This is a genomic window from Legionella lytica (assembly GCF_023921225.1).
GTDB classification, from domain to species: Bacteria; Pseudomonadota; Gammaproteobacteria; order Legionellales; family Legionellaceae; genus Legionella; species Legionella lytica.
In genome coordinates this window covers 46,624-60,960 of sequence record NZ_CP071529.1, presented here as the reverse complement: position 1 = coordinate 60,960, position 14,337 = coordinate 46,624, and the positions used below count along the sequence as shown (strand labels likewise).

Here is a 14,337-nt window from a genome sequence, read left to right as displayed (position 1 = left end):
TCATTAATCCTAATTTAGTTAAATTTTAGCACATAAGTTATAATTAATGATTACAAGACTTTAACGAACAGGGTTGAATTATGTTAACACCAGAAGGATCAGATGCAGGAAATATAGACAGAATCATGCTCTTATCGATGTGGGCAAAACACCTGGATACAGAACAGATAAAGCAAAAACTGATTTATGCTGGAATGGGAAAGCCTACCTTTCGTATCAATCCTTATATGGTTCAAGCGTTTGTTGCCTATTGGGACTGCATCCAAAAAAGGCTGGGAGATCTTATCAATAAGACAACGGATGAGCATGTTGCCATAGATTATGGAGATCCTCGTGGAGAGGAACAAGCTTTGCTGGACATGGCTAAAGCAATGACCCAATGGTATTCCACGGAAGTCTCTACAAAAGACCTCTTGTTCACCGTGGGAGGTGCGGGTGCTTTAAAAGTAATTTTTGACACATTTAATGAACCAGGGTCCCATTCACCTCAATATCGAGTGATCACGCCATTTCCTTATTACACCTTATATGCAAATGAGCGTCACATATTACATCCCATTGAGGTGATGAATGAGTCTGGATATCGTTTGAGTCTTAATAACCTTAGAACAAGCATCGAAGATGCGAAAAAAGCAGCCAAACTCGATGGCATTCCCCCGAAAGTCCTATTGTTGTGTAATCCCAATAACCCCTTGGGTACGGTGTTATCGGTAGACGAGTTAGGTTATGTGGCTACTGTACTAAGAGAACATCCTGATTTAAATTTAGTGATTGACGAGGCGTATGCCGAAATGGTTTGGTTAGATGAAAAACCGACTTCAATCCTTGAGCTGGCTCCAGACCTTAAAGAGAGAGTCACTATTTTACGTTCGGCAACAAAAGCACATTCAACGGCCGGAGAGCGAATGGCGCTACTCATGAATTTTAATCCGGAACGTATGACCCAATATCGTACTAAGAATATTTCAATGATTGGCCATGCGCCACGCTCGGCGCAAATAGCATATGCCTCTGCCATGAGCCATTTTAATGATAAAGAAGCCAATGAGTTACGCGTCTTTTATGAACCGAAACTTCGCTTTGTCCAACAAAAGTTAGGTGAACTGAACGCGTTAATGCCGGATCCAGAATATAGGATTGAGGGCACTTTTTATGTGATGGCTGATTTAAGTGACTTAATAGGGATGGACATACCTATTGAAGCCTCCGCGGCCCTTGGGCATGGGGGGGCTGTGAACACCTGTGAGGAGTTAGTGTATAGCTTACTTTTTAAAGAATCCATCATGCTTGCCCCGAGTCAATATTTTGGATTAGCGCCTAGCTCGGCCTTTTGCCGCATCACGTGCAGTGGATCTGAAGAGGATTTATCTACGTTAATGGATAGGCTGGGTCGCTGCTTACTGACAGAGCGCGTAAACCAGAGAAAAAAGCTTCTGTTGGCTATTGAAGATGAATTACAGCCCTTGGAGTTATCGCATCCACTGATTTATCAGCGCCATAAAGCATCCCTTGATGCGTTTAAAGAGGAAACAAAAAACCATGTTGAACTAGTAGAACAGAACAAAGCGTTACAGATGGTGTTATCTGAGGTGAAAGAACATATCCTGTCGTTAACAGGAAAAAGTGAGCCCCTTAGGACAGAAGCCTCTCAAAGTTTCTTCATGCAACACCAGGACAACACGCTTGAGAAAAAAATAAAAAAGGAGATGGATGCTGAATGGATAGTTTTTATTGATGAAATAGCTTCAGAAGGTCCCTTAAAAGAATATTTATTGAATTTACCTCCCAAAGAACGCATGAGTTTTAAACCTTGGACTGAACGCTTAGCATTAAAACAAATAGGAGATGCCCCTTTTGTGCATTAAACAGTTGCATGAAACGCTTAGTGCTTGGAAACGTGCACGCCCATTATCGCTCCTGTAACTGATGGCTACATGGCCTCAGGAGTTGGCTTTCAACAGCCACTTTGATGTTGTTTAATGGACTTCAATTTCTGGAGCCGTGCCATACTCTTCTTGAGGGTATAGAAAATTCAAATAGTAAAAGAATGATTTTTGTACAGCAATATTATTGTAGTTTATGACTGTTTTTGTTGTGAATCAGGGAAGAGGGATAGAACCAAGAATAAATTTACCCCAAAATGGGATGTAAATTGTCGAATTTTTGAAAAAGAGGCTTTTCAATTGCTGCTCTTTTGTTAATCCGCTCTGCGTAACAGAAACATGAAGATGCACATGCCAGTTAAGCGTTCTACCAAAGGTATGTAGGGCCATAAAGATCCCCTTTGCTTTGGCTAATTTATTGAAAATTTTTCCCACAAGCCCGGGCAGCTGATTCAGCAGGTGGCGGTTTACCAGAAATAAATCACTTATGGCTTTGGGCATGGTAAAGGTAATGTGCTGCCATGGGCAGGGTGGAGGCAGTTCTTTATTCTTTTGCAGCCAGTTGTCCGTGCAATTTTGCCACAGGCACTGCAGCCCCGATCTTTACAACTGAAGTGGACTCGATTTTCATGGGTACACGAGGGATTAGAGCAATGATAATGCGCATGGCCGCGCATGTAATGACGGCCCCTTAGTATTTTATTGATGCTGTAATCCACGCTCTCTCTGATTCCACCAAACTCTGAATAAAACTACGGTAGTCGGCCTGTGCACCTACGGAGCCTTGAAGATATAATTTTATAAGCTGTGGTAGGTTTTTTGCTTGAACTCCTGTCATAATATTGGAGCGATGTGGCTCTACAGTGGAAATAGAGATAGAAAGCTCATGAGCTATTTGCTTATTTAATTTGCCCGTCGATAATGAGTTTGATTATTTGCTGTTCTCGTTTAGATAAAATGCTGAAGCGTTTATTGAGTAGATGTAGTGATTCATTACTAACGGACCGATTAATATGTTTTTACACTTTATCCAAAAGTATTTGTTCGTTAAATGGCTTCAATAGAAAGTCTTTGGCACCAAGTTTCATCGCCCTTACGGCCCTGGGGATTTCCCCATATCCAGTAATGACGATTACGGGTAAAAATATTTTTTGCTGCCTTAGTTTCTCTAAAAGCTCTAATCCACTGATATCTGGCTGTGATAAACAACCCAGCTTTTAGGGGACTATAACTTGTATTAAAGAAAGCAGATTAAGTATTTGACGTATCATCTAAAATAAAGGTCACTTGTGGCCTTTGTCGATTGCCTCCATGAAACAGATTCCTTTCCCCAGTGAGCCGTAATGACTTACCCACTCCTTGCGATGGAGAATGAACCACAAAAATACAAAGTGGGGTATTACCCCCATTCGTGTCAAAATTTACGGTTTAAGAAAAAACAAATTAATATCAGTTATCAAAGCCCTCAAAACTGGCTATTCCCCTAATATAATCATGTAGAACTGGGTTAAATTACAGACTCGGTACAAATGCGAACTGGAAACGTGATTTTGATTTAATTTAGTACTAATTCGGTTTGAAGTTAATTACGTTATCTAATAAATATTCAGAGTTATTTAAAACAAGTAAATTACTATAAAATATAGATTTTATATGGGCTATGGCTGTATCAGTATTGATGAAATTAAGCAATGGCATACCAATAACTGATCGCATAATTATGCGATTGTACTACAAATTAAAATGACTAATGTTAATACCCCCACAAGCAATAACAAGAATAGATTCTAATGGTTGAATAATCGGGTGATTATCATAGACCACAGACATCGAAGCTCCACTTGAAAGCTCTACCAACATACGCTGATCTTTTGCAAAAGCACGACTGCCTTGTTCTGCGTCCGTATCGCTGACGATTATGTTTTTAATAACATGCTCTTTTGTCCATTGCATGAGTCTTGGTGTAACACTTTTTGCTCCTAGGCTAGTTGCTTTACTAGTAATTGTCGATAATGTAACTCGGTGATCGGCCTTTACTGATTGAAAAAATGCATCAGCGCCCGCTGTTTCAACAGCAATTAATGGTACATCATTCCAACCTTGTTGACGCATGCCTTTTAGAACACCGCAAGCTAATCCACCACCGCCTACTGACACAATAACCGCATCAGGGGGTTGAATGCCTTGCGAGACAACTTCCTCAATTATTGTCGCATGTCCATCCCATAACATCGGGTGATCAAAGGGAGGAATATAGGCAGCGGCATGTTTTTTAGCAAAAACTTCTGCCGCCTGATGGGCTTCATCCCACACAGAGCCTGCAACAATAACTTCCGCACCATATGATTTAATTGCGTCAACGTAGATAGCATGGCTGCTACTTGGAATAAAAACCGTCGTTGGCACCTCTAATTTCATTCCGCAATAAGCTACGGCAACACCTGCATTGCCCCCTGATGAAGCCACAAAAGACCTGACACCCTTCTGCCATTCATGTTGACATAATTTGCCAATACCACGGAGTTTAAACGAACCAGGTGGTTGAAGTAATTCCAGCTTGAAGTGAATTTGTTTTCCTAAAATGTTTTTAAGGTGTTGCGATTGAATTAATGGTGTTTTGATATGGAGTGGTTTCATCAGATATTGATCCAAAATAAAGTTAGTTAATGGAAAAATTTATACCGAGACTGTTTTTTAATGCATTTCGATAGACAACTTCAGCTACACTTAAATCCTGGATTGCGAGACCAACCGATTTAAATACCGTGGAATGATTTTTATAATCCATATCTTTACGCAATAGCCATTGACCAATCTCAATGATAGTTTCTTTTTTTAATGTATTTTGCTCAACAGCTTTGATTACTTCCCCAGACTCCGATAGCACAGCTTCCAATTGATCAACAAAAACAACTGAATGACCTAAGACATCCTGACTAATTTCTTGCATAGATCTAGAATGCGATCCTATGGCATTAATGTGGACATAGGGTTGAATATCGTTTAAATGAATTAATGGTTCGGTGCTACTGGTTGCTGTACAGATGATATCGGCATCTCTCACGGCCTGTGAAACATGTTCATAGACCTTAATGTCATATTGCTTCTCTAATTTTTTAGCAAACTCTTCCGCATTCTTCATATTTCGTGACCATATGGAAACACGCGTAATATTACGGACTGCAGTCACTGCCTCAAGTTGAGTCAGTGACTGGGCTCCAGATCCAATAATGGCGACATGATTTGCATTGTCCCGTGCAAAATACTTCGTTGCCAATCCAGAAACAGCACCTGTTCTCAAGGACGTTAGATAGGCTGCATCCATCAAGACCTTTGGTTCACCGGTGCTTGCATCGAGTAGCATAATAAAGCCAGTAATAGATGGCATATTTTTAGCAAGATTATTAGGAAAAATAGAAACCACTTTCAAACCTAAAGTCTTATCCTGTGCTAAGTAAGCTGGCATTGTCAGTGTTAGCGCTTTTTCCTCATCAATAGAAATGGCTGTTCTCAATGGCAACTTGACTTGTTGATTGGCTAATTGAGTAAATGCACGCTCCATTGCATCAATTGCCTGACTCATAGTGATACTTTGTTTTACTTCACCTAAGGATAACAGTCGAAGGCTCATTCGTTTTTCCCCTCTATTTTTATAAATATACTGACGACTTTACAGATCTAGTTATGGTAAAAAAATATGACCTTGTAAATATAGTTGGCATGAGCCCGACAATAAAACCCGATCCCTGGCTACTTCACACAATAATTCTCCTTTTCGCTTTAATCCCTGTATTGCATGAATTTTGTTCTTACCTAAACGACTACTCCAATAAGGCGCTATAACACAGTGCGCCGATCCAGTTACCGGATCTTCGGGCACATCACAGCCAGGGTAAAAACAGCGTGAGTACACATCCGCCTGACTTGCTGGTGCGGATAGAATCACACCACGATTGTTTAGCTCGCTAATTGCATACAAATCTGGTCTGGCCTCTTTTACATCGAGTTCATTTTCAAGGATTATCAACAAATCAAAGGTACTTTCGTACACCTCCACCGGTCGAACTTTAAGAGCCTTTAATAAGGAAGGTAATGGGGTTATTTTAGTATACGGCAGCGCCGGGAAATCCATCTGTAATAAACTGGCATTTTTCTTCACTCGCAGTTCACCACTTTTACTATTAAAAACAATTTGTTCTTTTTTATGACCTAAGAATTCAAAAACAACGAAAGCACTTGCTAGTGTCGCATGACCGCATAATGCTACTTCAGTATTAGGTGTAAACCAGCGAATCTGATAATGTTCGTCTTCAGGAAGAATAAAAGCAGTTTCAGAAAGATTATTTTCAGCGGCAATCGATTGCATTTGATCATCACTTAACCAATGACTCAATGGGCAGACTGCAGCTGGATTTCCACCAAATAATTCGGAAGAGAAAGCATCAATTTGGTATATCGGTTGTTTTTTCATAAAGTCTCCTAGATTGACTAGATTATATTAACATAGCCTGCTAATATATAGCAAGCTATGTTAATATAATGAGGTTATAAATAATAATGAATACATCTACCTTACTTAAAAAAGCCAATCGTCTCCTAATTAAGAAAGCGAATGAATTATTAAAGCCACACGGAATAACCCATGCCTATACTTATTTTCTAATGGAGCTTTATCAGCAAGATGGGTTAACCCAGTCCGAGATGCATAAACGCATTGGTATTGAACAACCCACCGCTGTAAGAACTCTAGATAGGATGGAGCGAGATGGATTAATTTTACGTGAGCAAAGTCCCACAGACAGACGCGCCTTATTCATAAAGCTTACTGATAAAGGCAAACGATATAAGGAGATTATCTTAGGCTGTGCTAAAGAACTTAATGATTTTTCATTGAGGGGCTTCACAGACAATGATAGAGCCTTATTTAATCAGTTAATTAATCGACTTAATTCTAATTTAGATAGTTGATAGTGAATCGGCTGCACCTAGAATAACTAATCGTATAATGCGCCTTATACGATTAGTTTGATGCTAACTCATCGTATAACTCGTGTCTTTATGGTAAATTATCTCTATAAAATCTAATCGCATAATTATTAATGACTAAAAATACCTATATTGAAAACTACATGGCCTACCAAAAATCAACTGATAAGTCTCCAGCGACCCTAGCAAGCTATCGAAGCGATTTAATGCAATTTGCCATTTGGTTTGAATCTATTAATAAGGTTGAAATGGGGCTGGTCAATATTACACCAACCGATACGCGCCAATACAAACAACAGTTAATTGATTCTAATCTCAGACCACAAACCATCAACCGCCGGCTATTGTCATTGAAATATTTTTTGGAATGGGGATGGGATACTAAGCGGATTAAATACCGTTTTCCCTTACCAAAGACAGTAAAACAATCTCAGGTAATACCTAAATGGTTGACGAAGCTTCAGCAGAATCAATTACTGCGCCACATAGAACATCATGGGAATACAAGAGATCTCGCTATTGTTAAAATTCTATTAAATACAGGCTTACGTGTTAGCGAACTATGTAGTATAAGATGGGCGCATATTGTTATGAGTGATAGAAAGGGGAAATTATTAGTGAATGCTGGCAAAGGGTGTAAGTACCGTGAAGTTCCTCTAAATAAAGATGCACGCCAGGCGTTTTTAGATTTGGATCAAAAAACACATGCCGGTAGCGATGCTTATGTGTTCCTTGGTCAACGAGGTGTTCTATCCCCCCGTGCTATTCAGCTGCTGTTAAAAAGGCTAAATATTCCTGCTGAGCTGGGAGCAATATCACCACACCAGTTTAGACATACTTTTTGTAAAAATCTGGTGGATGCAGGGATTAGTTTGGAAAAAGTAGCCTCACTTGCCGGTCACGAGCGATTAGATACCACAAAATTATATTGTCATCCGTCTTTTGCTGATCTTAGTGATGCAGTAGAGCGAATTGGAGAGCTTGATTAATGAGTTTTATAGAAGTTCTTCCAGATCATGAAGTTAAACGATTTAGTAGACCACCCGTTTTTGTCGCTGAAGATAGGAAACAATATTTCAAATTGGATGAAATAGTTTCTGTATTACTGAAAAATGTAAAAGATCCATGCAATAAAGTAGGTTTATTGCTCCAATATGGCTACTTTAGAGCAAGCGGTAAATTCTATATGCAAAAATTGTTCAAAGTAGGTGATATTAAATTTGTAGCAAAAACCCTTGGTATTGAATTATCAAGTGCTTCTCTTTCGGATTATATCGATAGGACACGTCAAAAACACAGGTTATTGATTCTTGAAGGTTGTGGCCACGTCGAGTTTTCCAATGCGGAAGCTTTTTTTGAGGAAGCTGTTGAAGACATGGTTAACCAGCAAATGCATCCGCGAAAATTATGTTATTTAATCGTTGAAAGGTTACGCAACAAAAAAATTGAATTACCGAGTTATGACCGGATTGTTAAAACAATTACCGAGAAATTTAATGCATTTGAAAAAAATACGCTGCAGACAATGTCCAATGTTATCACTCCGGTTCATCAGGAAGCATTAGATCATCTCACAATTACAACTGGAGAATATTACGAGCGCCCCTTGTTGACGCAACTAAAAACCATAACGCAATCTATGAGACCCAAACAAATCAAGCATGGTATTCGAAATTTTCTTATCATTAAAAAATTATTCAACGAGATAAAACCGATCATAGATGCTCTATCTTTATCAGCAGAGGCCACTAAATATTATGCACAATGGGTCATTAAAGCAAAGGTGACACAGATAACGGATATGGTTGAATCCAATAAACGTTACTTATATTTGGTTGCATTCATCGATCATACTCATAGGATGTGGCAAGATACTCTGGTTGATATTTTATTAAAAAGTGTCCAACAACAATTGAACAAAGCAGCTAAAAAGTTAGACAATATAATAAAAGATCGTGCGCCTGATAAAAATAAATTATCAGCTTCAGTTTTGTCTGGCTTTAATGAAACCCAATCAACGGTGAATGCAGTCAGGACAGTATTACATGACAATTTATTGAATGATAATGAAAAAATTGAAAGGCTATATAAAATAGTCCCAGAAAAAATAGTTAATCCATCATTAATTCAAGCGGTATTGGATGCCGATAAGCTTAAAGACCAGATAAACAGCGAGGACGATGAGGCAGACCAGTTTGATATTTTGACCACTCTTTCAGTAAAATTACAAAACCGGGTTGCGGATATTGTAAAGCACCTCGATTTTGAAGTAGGTAATAATGCAGATCCCCTGTATTCAGCATTAGCCCACTATCAATCAGAGAAAAATATTACTTCAACGGCTCCTAATGAGTTCTTGGACGATCATGAGTACAAGGCAATTTATAAAAATAATAAATTTAACATCTCGCTTTATAAAGCACTCTTGTTTTGCAAAATAGCTAGTGCCGTTAAATCTGGAAAAATCAGTCTGTTACGATCTTATCGTTACTTATCGATTGAAGGTTACTTAATCGATGAACAATTCTGGCAAGAAAACAAACAGGCGCTTCTTGAAAAATTTGGACTTTCTAATTTCAGTGATATAGAACAAGTCCTACCGAGACTCAGTACTTTGCTGAATAAACAATATATTGATGTAAATGAACGTATTCTTCATGGTAAGAATCAGTATGTTACCGTTAAAAAAGAAGGCGGCTTTTCAGTGTATACCCCTGCAGTTGAAAAACCAGATTATGATTCAATTACAACAATCATAGGAAAAGATAGATATGTACCAATTCTTCAGATGATGGCGGAAATGAACGGGCTTTCTAAATTCACATCAAACTTTACGCACCATAAGATCAAAGACTCCAAAGAAAATCCTGAGAATGAAATATTTTATGCAGGAATTTTTGCTTTAGGGAGCAATATAGGGCTGCATAAACTTGCTAATACGGCTGTTGGTATTAATTACAATACCCTCTCAAATGCCGTCAACTGGTATTTCTCATTAGAAAATTTACACATGGTTAACCAGACCTTAACCGACTTAATGGCAAAATTATGGTTACCAAATAAATTTAAACGTGAGAAAAGTTTATTACATACCTCCAGTGATGCCAAAAAACAATGTGTATCAGTAGAATCATTAAATGCTAATCACTCTTACAAATATTTTGGCAATGGCAAAGGAGCAAATGTTTATCGATTTATTGATGAGCGTGGTATTTTATTTTACACAACGGTATTCAGTAGTTCAGAGCGGGATGCAGCTTCTGTTATTGATGGCTTACTGCATAATGACAGCATCCAAAGTGATATGCATTCCACAGATACACACGGCTATACTGAGATGATTTTTGCAGTCTCTCATTTAATTGGAGTAACTTTTGCACCGCGAATAAAAGATATTTCATCAATAAATTTAGCCAGTTTTAACAAAATAAAACCAAAATCAGCCAAGGTAGAATATCCTGTCACCCCAGGTCATTACATCAAAGAAAGTAAAATCAGAAGAAATTGGGATACCATATTGAGATTGATTGCAACCATTATGCTTAGGAAACACCGAGCATCAACGATTTTGAAAAGGCTCAGTGCATATGACAATCAACATCCATTGGAAGAAGCCATCAAAGAATTTGGTCGAGTTATCAAATCTATCTTTATTCTGAAATACATTGATGATGTCACCTTGCGACAAACGATTGAAAAACAATTAAATAAAGGCGAGTTAGCTAATAAATTCGCATCTGCCGTTTCATTTGTAGGTGATGATATCACTGAAGCCTATCGAGAGGATCAAGAAATATCAGCTATGTGCAAAACCATTATCCAGAACATCATCATTCTATGGAATTATATAGAACTGACAAAAATAATTATGCGATCAGATAATGAGATGAGAAAAGTCTTGCTCGAGAATATTACCAGCGCATCGATCCTAACCTGGCAACATGTAAACCTATATGGGACGTATGATTTTAGTAATTTACTGAGTGCAAATGACCCGGATTACTCGTTAGATGAGGTGATTAATTTTACTGCAGCTTAGTGTTATATATGAGCAATATTGAGTTTCCAGTTCGCATTAGTACCGAGTCTGTAATTTAAGCCAACAATCCAGAAAAGTAAATTTGACAAGGATAGTGACAAAATTAAAGAATTATTGGCATTAGGTTTATCCGTGAGAAAAATCGCGATTTTCTTAGGATATAGCAATCATATAGGCCTCAATACCTACATTAAAAAAAGACAATTACGCTCAATAAGCCATTAAATTTATAATCTTTAAAAACACCTGCCATAATTAAAGGAAGCAAATCTTTTTCAAAAGGAATTAAAGTGAATTTGGCTGATAAAGTTTTATATAGATTTGTGAACTTTGTATCTGTGATTCTACTTATTCTAGTTACTGGATTTTGCCTGCTAGGGGCTTATGTTGCGCACGAACCTATCTATATATATATAAATCTTATAGCGGTAATAATAATTATTTTGATAAGAGAGGGTATTATTTACGTTGCATATGGGCGCGATTCTTCTTTTCAATTGATCCGCAAAATGTTTGGGACAATAACTAGCCCAGACGTTAACAAAATGAAATGGAGCGAACACCCAGGATGTTTTGAAAGCTATCTAAAAATTAAATTTAACAATCCCATTTTTCCTCAGAATAAGAGGATTATTACACCAGAGGATATAAATCAAGCCATTTTAAAAGATGAGTTAGATACAAATAATATCAGACATAAATATGACGTTATTACTAAAGAAAGCGCTACTTTAGAAAATGAAATATTCACAATGGAAAAGTTTGATGAATTTCGGATTAAAATCGATGGGCTAATTAATGACGTTTATAGTGCAGGAGGAATTAACCTAGACATTTTACCTTATTTATTTGAAGCTAGAGAATTACTCGTTAATACTATTAATAGAGTTTATGTTAATTCTCCTGACGTGTTAAATGCATTGCATATAGCTCAAAACTCTTATAACGATGAATCTTCAAAATTTCATAATACTTTTATGCAGCAATATATGCGGAAAGACACTCCGATACAAAAAGATGAAATTGTGGAGGTTTTATTATCTCAAACACTAGATAATTTTAAAGCCTTTTATAACATTATCATTTCTAATGAAGATAGTACAATTGTTGATAAACTCAAAGGAGACGCGACTTGTATTATACGCTCACTTCCAAGACCTTATACCGTAATTCCAGATTTAGATTCTAAAATGAAATTACTCAAAATTGGATATAATGAGATATTACATTAGAAATTACAGACGGATATGCAATTTTCATTTTGCTCATGTAATCACTAAAACATGTCATTTTAAAATTAAATTTTTCTGCCAAATAAAGATAAAACTTACATTGATAACCCTTATAGGCGCTAATGACATCCTCTTTTGTATATAAGAGGGTGTCTTTTTAAAGTTTTAAAAAGTGTAGCTCGGTGTAGCGTTCACGTAGATTTTATTTTGCTACGGAAGGACTTCTTAATTTTAGTGGAGAGGGAATGCAAGAGCTTCTTGTGTTTACTGGATTCATGCTAAGCGGTGCAGCGGCAGGGGCGCGTGTTTAGTTCTTTATTGCCCCCATGTAGCAGATGTAGCAAATATTGGAATTGGATATCGATTATTTGCGGTAGGGATTGAGTTCAATGCGAGTTTTATTTCCTGACTTGATGAGGCGAATGTACTGATGTTCGATGAGTGTTTCTAATGCGTTATCGCGCAGCTCTTTTGTACGTAAAGGACTAAATTGCAGTATCTCTCTTGGGGTTGGCATTTCGGGTTTTCGTACTAAGAGCCAATCAAGTAGCTTACGCGCCTCATCAAGATAGGGCTTTGCCGACTTAGGCTCTAATAAACGTCTTGCTTCACACAAATACCAGCGGGTTAATATAATGGCCTGCTCCATCTCTTCGGCTGCGATGTCCCCTAGTCGTCCTGAAAAAAGATGAAATAGGGCTGCCAGACGCGCTGCATTTTCAGCGGCTTTGCTGGCAAAATCTTTGATTTCCATCCACTGCCCTTGGGTTGTAAGACCGGATTCAATGCTATTAAAGAACTGAATCCATAAATGCTTTGCTGCGGCGGTCATTTTTAGTGTGGGTAGATTAATACACCCCACTTGGGTTAAGCGTTGAGAGTGTTCCAGGCATTGCGTGATACGCTGCTCGTATTCGATTAAACCCATCAGTTGTTCTGGAGGTTCTTGATAAAAACGAGTTCCCATGGAGCTGTCAGGGAAGGCGAGAAGGCAACGCGCCAAAAAACCGCTTTGACGGGTAACACCCGTAGCCTGATGAATCATTTGATTTAACAGCAAGGGTTGCATCATTAAATTTAGCGTCAAGCGCCGATGTTCAATAATGAAGCTTTGGGATGTTTTGCGATGTGCCGCAAAGGACTTTCCCTCCCATAAGCGATTGAGCAGGGCAACAAAACGCAACGGGTTTGATTGCATGCTGTGGCTTCCGAGTATGATTCCGGCTTCATCAGACCATAGGGAGGCACTTGGCCAGCCGTGTGCCAAATGAATGGCCAATGCTTCTTGGGTTGCATCTTCAAAATACAAGGTAGGCTGTATGGGGATGTCTGGTTCTTGGTGAACTACCTCTTCAAGTAATTCTTTGTAGTATTCACTGTCTTCACCGGTATAGGTGGCGCGTTTGATTTGGGTGAGCAAGCCATCTCGCTCCATTTGCCAGGCCTTATGCTGAGTTAACGCGCTTAATCGCTCAGGCTCTCGTTTTTTTCTTATGTTAGTTTCCCACTGACGAATGGCATTAGAAAAAAGGGAGTCCGCAGCACTTTTACGCTCTCCTGAGCTGGCAATCACTAAGAAATATAATGAAACAGGACTAGTTAAATAGGTGTCGCGAGCAACATTAGCATGAGCCTGACAGGCTAGAGAGAGGTTTGCTAAAGCACCATTCGCGACTAGGGATAACGGCTGTTGTCCATAGCATTGATAGGAGTGAACTACACGTTGGAGTATGTTCGGTAATGCGTCTAAAGGATAAGGGGCTTCATTATTTAGAGTATAAACGAGCGGTATGGGCTGTTTCCAATATCCTTGTGGATGCTCTTGATTGGGTAAGGGGTGCTCTAAATAAGAATGGGACATTAAATCGCGCTATATAATTGGAACTAAAGACGCTATTTTACGCCTAGAGCTTCCCTGTTGTAAAATAGGCACCAATCGTAGGAAATAGGTTATTTAATGAACGAGGCAGATGAAGAAAAAGCGTGGGTCATTCAGTGGCGAGTTGATGTAAAAACCAATCACTACGAAGATTGGCCTGGCTATAGTGAAACCCCGATGACTCGCAATGAAATGCTGTCTGCACTGGAAGAGTGCCACTCCAAGTGGCCTCACTATGAGTTTCGTGGGCATAACATTCATGCAACGATGTTGCGTCATCGAGTAGGTGAATTATTGAGTGCTATTAAAAAGGAGTAA

The 14,337-nt window shown here is 38.5% G+C and carries 11 protein-coding genes and 3 pseudogenes; 7 read left to right on the top strand and 7 right to left on the bottom strand.

Features of this window, described 5'->3' with window-relative positions; all coding sequences use genetic code 11:
* The first annotated feature begins 80 nt into the window (after nt 1-80).
* Nucleotides 81-1,865 carry an aminotransferase class I/II-fold pyridoxal phosphate-dependent enzyme gene (locus J2N86_RS15755; protein ID WP_252582475.1) on the top strand — a complete coding sequence of 595 codons (1,785 nt, stop codon included), beginning with the start codon at nt 81-83 and terminating at the stop codon, nt 1,863-1,865.
* A gap of 285 nt (nt 1,866-2,150) precedes the next feature.
* On the opposite strand, the pseudogene J2N86_RS16375 reads toward J2N86_RS15755, so the two are convergent.
* The 6 genes and pseudogenes from J2N86_RS16375 to J2N86_RS15730 form a co-directional block, all read right to left on the bottom strand.
* Nucleotides 2,151-2,635, bottom strand: a pseudogene (locus tag J2N86_RS16375) (transposase zinc-binding domain-containing protein); the annotation flags it as partial.
* A pseudogene (locus tag J2N86_RS15750) lies at nt 2,575-2,793 on the bottom strand (LuxR C-terminal-related transcriptional regulator); the annotation flags it as partial. The pseudogenes J2N86_RS16375 and J2N86_RS15750, both read right to left, overlap by 61 nt.
* 109 nt (nt 2,794-2,902) lie before the next feature.
* A complete protein-coding gene (locus tag J2N86_RS15745; RefSeq protein WP_407659016.1) occupies nt 2,903-3,073 on the bottom strand; it encodes a response regulator transcription factor in 171 nt (56 codons plus the stop codon).
* Nucleotides 3,074-3,614: 541 nt separating this feature from the next.
* Nucleotides 3,615-4,520 carry a pyridoxal-phosphate dependent enzyme gene (locus tag J2N86_RS15740; RefSeq protein WP_252582476.1) on the bottom strand — a complete coding sequence of 302 codons (906 nt, stop codon included), beginning with the start codon at nt 4,518-4,520 and terminating at the stop codon, nt 3,615-3,617.
* Between the two features lie 22 nt (nt 4,521-4,542).
* Nucleotides 4,543-5,514 carry an ornithine cyclodeaminase family protein gene (locus tag J2N86_RS15735; RefSeq protein ID WP_252582477.1) on the bottom strand — a complete coding sequence of 324 codons (972 nt, stop codon included), beginning with the start codon at nt 5,512-5,514 and terminating at the stop codon, nt 4,543-4,545.
* A gap of 51 nt (nt 5,515-5,565) precedes the next feature.
* Nucleotides 5,566-6,354: a PhzF family phenazine biosynthesis protein gene (locus tag J2N86_RS15730; protein ID WP_252582478.1), complete on the bottom strand. Its 789-nt coding sequence runs from the start codon at nt 6,352-6,354 to the stop codon at nt 5,566-5,568.
* A gap of 86 nt (nt 6,355-6,440) precedes the next feature.
* Here J2N86_RS15730 and J2N86_RS15725 point away from each other — a divergent pair, with 86 nt between their 5' ends.
* The 5 genes and pseudogenes from J2N86_RS15725 (at nt 6,441) to J2N86_RS15705 (ending at nt 12,140) form a co-directional block, all read left to right on the top strand.
* Complete coding sequence (locus tag J2N86_RS15725) at nt 6,441-6,851, top strand: MarR family winged helix-turn-helix transcriptional regulator (protein ID WP_252582479.1); 411 nt, start codon at nt 6,441-6,443, stop codon at nt 6,849-6,851.
* Between the two features lie 131 nt (nt 6,852-6,982).
* Nucleotides 6,983-7,858, top strand: a complete 876-nt coding sequence (locus J2N86_RS15720; RefSeq protein ID WP_252582480.1) for a tyrosine-type recombinase/integrase — start codon at nt 6,983-6,985, stop codon at nt 7,856-7,858.
* Entirely contained in the window at nt 7,858-10,908 is a 3,051-nt protein-coding gene (locus tag J2N86_RS15715) for a Tn3 family transposase (protein ID WP_252582481.1), read from the top strand. The genes J2N86_RS15720 and J2N86_RS15715 overlap by 1 nt, the downstream gene beginning before the upstream one ends.
* 57 nt (nt 10,909-10,965) lie before the next feature.
* A pseudogene (locus J2N86_RS15710) lies at nt 10,966-11,133 on the top strand (recombinase family protein); the annotation flags it as partial.
* Between the two features lie 65 nt (nt 11,134-11,198).
* Nucleotides 11,199-12,140: a hypothetical protein gene (locus J2N86_RS15705; RefSeq protein WP_252582833.1), complete on the top strand. Its 942-nt coding sequence runs from the start codon at nt 11,199-11,201 to the stop codon at nt 12,138-12,140.
* A 364-nt stretch (nt 12,141-12,504) separates the two neighbouring features.
* Here J2N86_RS15705 and J2N86_RS15700 read toward each other — a convergent pair whose 3' ends face one another.
* The gene (locus J2N86_RS15700; protein ID WP_252582832.1) at nt 12,505-14,001 is read right to left on the bottom strand and encodes a YfjI family protein; all 1,497 of its coding nucleotides are present in this window, start codon (nt 13,999-14,001) and stop codon (nt 12,505-12,507) included.
* A 96-nt stretch (nt 14,002-14,097) separates the two neighbouring features.
* On the opposite strand from J2N86_RS15700, the gene J2N86_RS15695 reads away from it, so the two are divergent.
* Nucleotides 14,098-14,337, top strand: a complete 240-nt coding sequence (locus J2N86_RS15695) for a hypothetical protein (RefSeq protein ID WP_133137989.1) — start codon at nt 14,098-14,100, stop codon at nt 14,335-14,337.

What these genes read in the sequence shown, in the direction of transcription:
- J2N86_RS15755 (WP_252582475.1), top strand. Translation starts at nt 81, where the DNA reads ATGTTAACACCAGAAGGATCAGATGCAGGAAATATAGACAGAATCATG.
- J2N86_RS15740 (WP_252582476.1), bottom strand. Translation starts at nt 4,520, where the DNA reads ATGAAACCACTCCATATCAAAACACCATTAATTCAATCGCAACACCTT.
- J2N86_RS15735 (WP_252582477.1), bottom strand. Translation starts at nt 5,514, where the DNA reads ATGAGCCTTCGACTGTTATCCTTAGGTGAAGTAAAACAAAGTATCACT.
- J2N86_RS15730 (WP_252582478.1), bottom strand. Translation starts at nt 6,354, where the DNA reads ATGAAAAAACAACCGATATACCAAATTGATGCTTTCTCTTCCGAATTA.
- J2N86_RS15725 (WP_252582479.1), top strand. Translation starts at nt 6,441, where the DNA reads ATGAATACATCTACCTTACTTAAAAAAGCCAATCGTCTCCTAATTAAG.
- J2N86_RS15720 (WP_252582480.1), top strand. Translation starts at nt 6,983, where the DNA reads ATGACTAAAAATACCTATATTGAAAACTACATGGCCTACCAAAAATCA.
- J2N86_RS15715 (WP_252582481.1), top strand. Translation starts at nt 7,858, where the DNA reads ATGAGTTTTATAGAAGTTCTTCCAGATCATGAAGTTAAACGATTTAGT.
- J2N86_RS15700 (WP_252582832.1), bottom strand. Translation starts at nt 14,001, where the DNA reads ATGTCCCATTCTTATTTAGAGCACCCCTTACCCAATCAAGAGCATCCA.
- J2N86_RS15695 (WP_133137989.1), top strand. Translation starts at nt 14,098, where the DNA reads ATGAACGAGGCAGATGAAGAAAAAGCGTGGGTCATTCAGTGGCGAGTT.